5 protein-coding genes are annotated in these 5,392 nt (G+C 68.7%); 2 read left to right on the forward strand and 3 right to left on the reverse strand.

Annotation, left to right across the window (positions count from 1 at the left end; genetic code table 11):
• Positions 1-132: 132 nt before the first annotated feature.
• Entirely contained in the window at positions 133-1,440 is a 1,308-nt protein-coding gene (locus ACZLKG_RS16510) for an ISL3 family transposase (RefSeq protein ID WP_463648948.1), read from the forward strand.
• Positions 1,441-1,908: 468 nt separating this feature from the next.
• Here the strand turns inward: ACZLKG_RS16510 and ACZLKG_RS16515 are convergent, their stop codons facing one another.
• The 3 genes from ACZLKG_RS16515 to ACZLKG_RS16525 form a co-directional block, all read right to left on the reverse strand.
• Positions 1,909-2,484, reverse strand: coding sequence for a CueP family metal-binding protein (locus tag ACZLKG_RS16515; protein ID WP_463649350.1), 576 nt, complete (start codon positions 2,482-2,484; stop codon positions 1,909-1,911).
• Positions 2,485-2,658: 174 nt separating this feature from the next.
• Complete coding sequence (locus ACZLKG_RS16520) at positions 2,659-3,450, reverse strand: cytochrome c biogenesis CcdA family protein (RefSeq protein WP_425710223.1); 792 nt, start codon at positions 3,448-3,450, stop codon at positions 2,659-2,661.
• A gap of 5 nt (positions 3,451-3,455) precedes the next feature.
• Entirely contained in the window at positions 3,456-3,860 is a 405-nt protein-coding gene (locus ACZLKG_RS16525; RefSeq protein ID WP_463649351.1) for a TlpA family protein disulfide reductase, read from the reverse strand.
• Positions 3,861-4,078: 218 nt separating this feature from the next.
• Between ACZLKG_RS16525 and ACZLKG_RS16530 the strand changes: the two genes are divergently transcribed.
• Positions 4,079-5,386, forward strand: coding sequence for an ISL3 family transposase (locus ACZLKG_RS16530; protein ID WP_463648948.1), 1,308 nt, complete (start codon positions 4,079-4,081; stop codon positions 5,384-5,386).
• Positions 5,387-5,392: the final 6 nt, after the last annotated feature.

Genomic DNA, 5,392 nt, shown 5'->3' on the forward strand with positions numbered 1-5,392 from the left:
GGCTCTTCCGGATTGAGGGTGTAGACGGCCTGGCGCGGTGGTGAGCGAGGTGCCGGCGTGTCAGCGTCCAGATAGGGGTCGAGGTCTTCCGATGATGGGGGTTCTCACGCCACCCACCGGGAAGACCTCGACGTGCCTGACGCTACCTTCGCCCGCCCTGATCTGACCACGTTCGCTCGTCTGGACGAGCTCGGCTTGGAGGTCGTCGGCCAGCGCATCGAGCCTGGTCGGGCGGTCCTGGCCTGCCGGGTCGTCGAACCGGACAGCTGGTGCCGGCGGTGCGGGTGCGAGGGCGTCGCGCGGGACACCGTCACGCGCGAGCTCGCTCACGAGCCGCTGGGGTGGCGTCCCACGACGCTGGAGGTGAGGGTGCGTCGGTACCGGTGCACGGGCTGCGGGCACGTGTGGCGTCAGGACACGACCGCCGCGGCCGAGCCGCGCGCGCGGCTCTCCCGCCGCGGGTTGCGGTGGGCGCTGGAAGGGATCGTGTGCCAGCACTTGAGTGTCGCTCGTGTCGCCGAGGGGCTGGGGGTCTCGTGGAACACCGCCAACGCCGCGGTCCTGACCGAAGGACGCCGCGTCCTCATCGATGATCCGACCCGGTTCGACGGCGTCAGCGCCATCGGTGTCGACGAGCATGTCTGGCGCCACACCCGCCGCGGCGACAGGTTCGTGACCGTGATCATCGACCTCACCGCTGTTCGCGAGGGGACCGGCCCGTCCCGGCTGCTGGACATGGTCCAGGGCCGCTCGAAACACGCCTTCAAGCAGTGGCTCGCGGGCCGGCCGCAGGACTGGCGCGACGGGGTCGAGATCGTCGCGATGGACGGCTTCACCGGGTTCAAGACCGCCGCCGCCGAAGAGCTGCCCGACGCGGTCGCCATCATGGATCCTTTTCACCTGGTCCGCCTCGCTGGCGACGCGCTCGATGACTGCCGGCGCCGTGTCCAGCAGGACACCTGCGGGCACCGGGGCCGCAAGGGCGATCCGCTCTACGCCGCCCGCCGGACCCTGCACACCGGCGCCGACCTGCTCACCGAGAAGCAGTCCCAGCGCCTGGAGGGCCTGTTCGACGGCGACACCCACGTAGCGGTCGAGGCCGCCTGGGCCGTCTACCAGCGCATGATCGCCGCCTACCGCGTCCCCGACCGCGCACATGGTCGCCAGCTCATGGCCCAGCTCATCGACTCCGTCAGCTCCACCGTGCCAGCCGCCCTGACCGAGCTGCGCAAGCTGGGCAGGACCCTGAAGCGCCGCGCCGCCGACGTGCTCGCCTACTTCGACCGGCCCGGCACGTCCAACGGCCCCACCGAGGCCATGAACGGCAGGCTCGAGCACCTGCGCGGCTCGGCCCTCGGCTTCCGCAACCTGACCAACTACATCGCCCGATCACTACTCGAGACGGGCGGATTCCGACCCCAACTACACCCTCGAATGTGAAGAGCCAGGAATCACCCATGAACACCCTCGGCCTGAATCGCCATCGGCTCACTCGTCATCGCCGGGCGGTCCTCCCGGAGTGCCGAACGCTCCGCGAACTCTGCAGAGACACAGACACAGACACAGCTCGCAGCGGATGCTGCCCACGAGGCACGCCTCCCTCGTCTGTGGGTGGATATCCCGGGCAACAAGGACGAGCCGACGGCCTTCAAGCTCTACATCGGCAACACGGGCGACACCACCGCTCACGACACCCGTTTCTCGATCGAACCACCGATCGTCCCTGGTAGGTCGATGAAAGAGGGCCCGGACCGAGCAGCCCGGGCGGGAGCGGCTGGAAATGCCGCCCTCCCCCCTGGACGCACCATTTCCTGGATGCTCGGCTGGCCCCCCAGCCGGCTGGGCTATCTCCAACGCGGCCCATCGCGGCCACACAGCAGCACCGTCAATCACATGCATGCGGTGGGGTCAGGCGAGCTGAAGGTCTGTGAGGCACGTGGCCCCGTCGTCGGTGGTGGAGAAGTCCGCCGTTCCCGTCAAGCCGTCATAGGTGATCTCGATGGTTCCTTCGACGTCGCGCGGTAACCAGAAGCCTGCGAAGCCGTTGTCGAAGGTGGTCATCTCGTCGTTTACGAGCTCTTCACCGCTTGCCTGGTCCAGGATCCGCACCTGGATGTCCTGGCCGGTGAGCTCCCCCTGGCAGGTGGTCAGGCTGTGGTAGTAGCAGTCGTGCGTCTGGTTCACGTACGGGGCCACGGAGAGGTAGAACAGGTCGTCAGGCATGTCCAGGGCGAAGTCCTGCTGCCCGTCGGAGAACAGCAGTTCCTCCGACCGGATGGATGCCATGTAGCTGGTGGGGCGTTCTTGACCGCCCAGGCGGTCAAGATGGTCGATCATCTCCGGGACTTCCATCCCGTCCAGGCCGTGGGCGGCGAGAAACCCTTCTTCAGCGCCCTCCACGGACTGCTCGTCGCTGGTGTCTGCGGTCGAGCAGCCAGCCAGGATCAGTACCAACGCCGGGATCGTTGCGGCAAGTCTCTTCACGCTTCTTCTCCTGTCCGACGGTGCTGGCTGCCAGGACCGGACGGCTTCATGTCCTGGGGGGCCGGCACATGGTAGGCAACCGTTGCCCAGGTGGATCTGGGTATTTCGTCCCGGGCTCGAGCATGTCTCATCCGGGAGTGCCGAAGGATCTGCGTCAGCACAAGCGGTGCCCGGTCATACCAGGGTCTGAAAGTTGGCGACCAGGCCCTGGAGGTACCCCGAGAGCCAGCTCCACACCCCGGTGACCATGGCGAGTCCGAGGAGCACGAGCAAGCCTCCGCCAAGTCGTTGGAAGAGGAGACGGTGGCGGCGCAGGAGATCCAGCGCCCGGCGCGAGCGGGACAGCAGCATCGCCCCAGCGACGAACGGGATACCGAGGCCGAGGCTGTAGGCCAGCACGAGGACGCCGCCGCGGGCGGGGTCGGCTTCGCTGAACGCCAGGCTCAGGACGGCGGCCAAGGTCGGTCCCATGCACGGCGCCCATCCCAGCCCGAAGACGACGCCGAGCAGTGGGGCTCCCCAGATCCCTTGACGCGGGGCCAGGCGCAAGCGTCGGTCGCTCTGCAGCATGGGGATGTACCCCATGAATGCCAGCCCCATGAGCACGACGAGCGCGCCAAGGATTCGCGTGATCGTCTCCACCCACGGGGCCAGCAGGATCCCGAGCCAGGCGAACACCACGCCGAGCAGCACGAACACAGCGGTGAAGCCGGCAACGAACAGCAGCGCACCGGCGAGCAGCCGCCCGTCGCGCACCTTCGTGCGTTGCGTCCCTCCGCCGTGCCCGCCAGGCGCCGTCGCTCCGGCCATTCCGCTGAGATAGCCGACGTAGCCAGGCAGTAGGGGCAGCACGCAGGGAGAGGCGAAGGAGATGAAGCCGGCGATCAGCGCGACCGGGAGTGCGGCGAGCATCGGCCCGGTGAGAACCGTGCTGGCAAAGGTAGACCCGAGCTGGTCCCAGAGCATCGCTGTCAGGCCTCCTCGGCGAGGGTGTCGTCGATGAGGCCGCGCAGAACGGTCGGATCGATCTGTCCCATGACGCGCGCGGCCACCCGCCCCTGCCGGTCCAGGACCACGGTGGTGGGCATGGCCTGGAGCGGCACAAGCCCCTGGAAGGCGGCGACTGCGGCAGCTCCGCTGTCGTGCACAGAGGGGTAGGGGACCTCGAAGGTCCGCTCAAAGGCTTGAGCGGTCGCGACGTCGTCGCGCGGATTGACTCCCAGCATCTCTACACCCTGGGGGGCATAGTCCTGGTGGATCGCCGCCAGATCGTCGGCTTCAGCCCGGCACGGCGGGCAGGCCGCATACCAGAAATTCACCACCACCACCTCACCGCGCATGTCGTTCACGTCGACCTCCGCACCGTCGTACGTCACCCCGACCAGGTCGATGGAGGCCTGACGCTGCTCGGGCTCCCATAGCTCCAGCGACCCGTCACCCGAGACGTAACCCGTATCAATGCGGCTCTTCCGGATTGAGGGTGTAGACGGCCTGGCGCGGTGGTGAGCGAGGTGCCGGCGTGTCAGCGTCCAGATAGGGGTCGAGGTCTTCCGATGATGGGGGTTCTCACGCCACCCACCGGGAAGACCTCGACGTGCCTGACGCTACCTTCGCCCGCCCTGATCTGACCACGTTCGCTCGTCTGGACGAGCTCGGCTTGGAGGTCGTCGGCCAGCGCATCGAGCCTGGTCGGGCGGTCCTGGCCTGCCGGGTCGTCGAACCGGACAGCTGGTGCCGGCGGTGCGGGTGCGAGGGCGTCGCGCGGGACACCGTCACGCGCGAGCTCGCTCACGAGCCGCTGGGGTGGCGTCCCACGACGCTGGAGGTGAGGGTGCGTCGGTACCGGTGCACGGGCTGCGGGCACGTGTGGCGTCAGGACACGACCGCCGCGGCCGAGCCGCGCGCGCGGCTCTCCCGCCGCGGGTTGCGGTGGGCGCTGGAAGGGATCGTGTGCCAGCACTTGAGTGTCGCTCGTGTCGCCGAGGGGCTGGGGGTCTCGTGGAACACCGCCAACGCCGCGGTCCTGACCGAAGGACGCCGCGTCCTCATCGATGATCCGACCCGGTTCGACGGCGTCAGCGCCATCGGTGTCGACGAGCATGTCTGGCGCCACACCCGCCGCGGCGACAGGTTCGTGACCGTGATCATCGACCTCACCGCTGTTCGCGAGGGGACCGGCCCGTCCCGGCTGCTGGACATGGTCCAGGGCCGCTCGAAACACGCCTTCAAGCAGTGGCTCGCGGGCCGGCCGCAGGACTGGCGCGACGGGGTCGAGATCGTCGCGATGGACGGCTTCACCGGGTTCAAGACCGCCGCCGCCGAAGAGCTGCCCGACGCGGTCGCCATCATGGATCCTTTTCACCTGGTCCGCCTCGCTGGCGACGCGCTCGATGACTGCCGGCGCCGTGTCCAGCAGGACACCTGCGGGCACCGGGGCCGCAAGGGCGATCCGCTCTACGCCGCCCGCCGGACCCTGCACACCGGCGCCGACCTGCTCACCGAGAAGCAGTCCCAGCGCCTGGAGGGCCTGTTCGACGGCGACACCCACGTAGCGGTCGAGGCCGCCTGGGCCGTCTACCAGCGCATGATCGCCGCCTACCGCGTCCCCGACCGCGCACATGGTCGCCAGCTCATGGCCCAGCTCATCGACTCCGTCAGCTCCACCGTGCCAGCCGCCCTGACCGAGCTGCGCAAGCTGGGCAGGACCCTGAAGCGCCGCGCCGCCGACGTGCTCGCCTACTTCGACCGGCCCGGCACGTCCAACGGCCCCACCGAGGCCATGAACGGCAGGCTCGAGCACCTGCGCGGCTCGGCCCTCGGCTTCCGCAACCTGACCAACTACATCGCCCGATCACTACTCGAGACGGGCGGATTCCGACCCCAACTACACCCTCGAATGTGAAGAGCC

The sequence above is a fragment of the Georgenia sp. Z2081 genome (assembly GCF_055326445.1).

What these genes read in the sequence shown, in the direction of transcription:
- ACZLKG_RS16520 (WP_425710223.1), bottom strand. Translation starts at nt 3,450, where the DNA reads ATGCTCTGGGACCAGCTCGGGTCTACCTTTGCCAGCACGGTTCTCACC.